This window comes from Cupriavidus sp. 8B, assembly GCF_054589115.1.
The window spans coordinates 7,249-9,673 of record NZ_BAAILO010000662.1 but is presented as its reverse complement, the minus strand read 5'-3'; the positions used below and the strand labels follow the sequence as shown (position 1 = coordinate 9,673).

The following is a 2,425-nucleotide window of genomic DNA, read 5'->3' as shown; positions in this document are numbered from 1 at the left end:
TCGATGTCCAGCGCTGGGTCGTCGATGCGCGCCGCCATGTCGTTGTAGTCGCGGAACACCACGGCGCGGCCGGTGTGGCGCAGCAGGTCCTGCTGCGCCGCGGGGGGCTTGATCACGGCGCCGTCCGGGGCGAGGTTGCCGCGCAGTACCGCCAGGCCGTCGCTGGCCACGAGCGGCTTGTCGCGCGGGCGGATCACGTCGTCGTTGAAGACGCGGGCGCCTTCCAGGTTCCCGCCGAGCGTGCGGCCGTCGACGGTGAGCGTGCGCGTATCGAGCAGGTCGCCCATCTGCGCCAGCATCGCGCGCAGGCCGCCGGCGTAGTAGAAGTCTTCCATCAGGTACTGGCCCGACGGACGGATATTGGCCAGCACCGGCGTGCCGCGCGCGAGCGCGTCGTAGCGGTCCAGCGAGAGCGCATGGCCGGCGCGGCGCGCCAGGGCGATCAGGTGGACGATGGCATTGGTGGAGCCGGACAGCGCCAGCGCGGTGCGCACGCCGTTGTCGATGGCGGCAGGCGTGACGATCTCTGACGGCTTCAGGTCCTGCCACACCATCTCGACAATGCGCCGGCCCGACAGCGAGGCCATCTGTGCGTGGCGCGAATCCGGCGCGGGAATCGACGAGGCGCCGGACAGGCACATGCCAATGGCCTCCACCACGGCCGTCATGGTCGACGCGGTGCCCATCGTCATGCAGTGCCCGGGCGAACGCGCGATGCCATCCTCGATGCCCTGCCAGTCCTGCTCGGTGATATTGCCCGCGCGCAGCTCGGCCCAGTATTTCCACGTATCCGAGCCCGAGCCCAGCGTGACGCCATTCCAGTTGCCGCGCAGCATCGGCCCGGCCGGCACGAAGATGGTCGGCAGGTCCATCGCCAGCGCGCCCATCAGCAGGGCGGGGGTGGTCTTGTCGCAGCCGCCCAGCAGCACGCAGCCATCGGCAGGGTAGGAGCGCAGCAGCTCCTCCGTCTCCATCGCCAGCAGGTTGCGGTACAGCATGGTGGTGGGCTTCTGGAACGGCTCGGACAGGCTCATCGCCGGCATCTCCACCGGGAACCCGCCGGCCTGCCAGATGCCGCGCTTGACCTCTTCGGCACGCTGGCGGAAGTGGCTGTGGCAGGGGTTGATGTCGCTCCACGTGTTGATGATGGCGATCACCGGCTTGCCGGCGTAGTCGGCGCGGTTGTAGCCCATCTGCGCGGTGCGCGAGCGGTGGCCGAAGGCGCGCAGGTCGTTGGCGCCGTACCAGCGGTGGCTGCGCAGTTCCTCGGGGCGCTTGGCGGGCCGGTCTTGCCTGTCTTGCCGGTCTTGTGGCGCGGAGTTGGCGGGGGGTGTGGGCATGGGCTGTCTCATCTGATTGGTAGCGTCGTGTCGACGTCTGTTTTTTGTCCGGCCTCGGCGTGCGACGGCGGTGCTTCCCCGGCCCCGAAGACTGCAGATGATAGCGCTGTCATTTGTCGATCACAACGCATGCCTGCTCGGGGTTAACCCGTCGCGCGGGCCGGCATTGCAGCCCGCCCCGCGGCGCCGGCGCTATCATGGCGGCCACGCTGGCCGTGCCGACCCTGCGGCCAGCTGGCTTTTATTGCTTCCTTCACCACATTCATGGCCTCATCCCGCAAGCCGACCACCCCTCGCACCGCGCCCCCGCCAGCTCCCGCGGGCCGCGCCACCGGCAGCGTCACGCTGGCCGACGTGGCCAAGATCGCGGGCGTCTCGCCGATCACCGTGTCGCGCGTGGTCAACCAGCCCGGGCTGGTCTCGGCGGGTACCGTGGCGCGCGTGCAGGAGGCCATCCAGCGCACCGGCTATGTGCCCAACCTGCTGGCCGGCGGCCTGGCCTCGCGGCGCAGCCGGCTGATCGCGGCCATCGTGCCGACCATCGCCAACTCGATCTTCGCGGACACCATCCAGGCGCTGACCGACCGCTTCTCGCAAGCGGGCTACCAGATGATGCTGGGCCTGTCGGGCTATGCCGCCACGCGCGAGCAGGACCTGCTGGCCGCCATCCTCTCGCGCCGCCCGGACGGCATCGTGCTGACCGGCATCGCGCACACCGCCGACACGCGCCGCCGCCTGCTGGGCGCGCGCGTGCCGGTGGTGGAGACCTGGGACATCACGCCCACGCCGATCGACATGCTGGTGGGTTTCTCGCACGAGAAGGTGGGACAGACGGTGGCCGAGTTCCTGTATGCGCGCGGCTATCGCAAGCCCGCCATCCTGTCGGCCAGCGACCAGCGCGCCGAGTCGCGCCGCCTGGGCTTTCTCGAGGCCTTCGGCCGCTACGGCATCACGGAAGTGCCGAGCAGCATCGTGCCGGCGCCGTCCAGCCTGGGGCTGGGCCGCGAGGGGCTGGCGCGGCTGCTCGACGGCGGCGCGCGGCCGGACGTGGTGTTCTGCAGCTCGGACACGCTGGCGCAGGGTGC

At 70.5% G+C, this 2,425-nt stretch carries 2 protein-coding genes; one reads left to right on the top strand and one right to left on the bottom strand.

The genetic code is table 11. The features are described 5' to 3' along the window. On the bottom strand, positions 1-1,340 hold a 1,340-nt coding region (locus tag ACYP5B_RS53490; RefSeq protein WP_459575635.1), incomplete at its 3' end, for a dihydroxy-acid dehydratase. Positions 1,341-1,604: 264 nt separating this feature from the next. On the opposite strand from ACYP5B_RS53490, the gene ACYP5B_RS53485 reads away from it, so the two are divergent. Beyond that, on the top strand, positions 1,605-2,425 hold an 821-nt coding region (locus ACYP5B_RS53485; protein WP_459575632.1), incomplete at its 3' end, for a LacI family DNA-binding transcriptional regulator.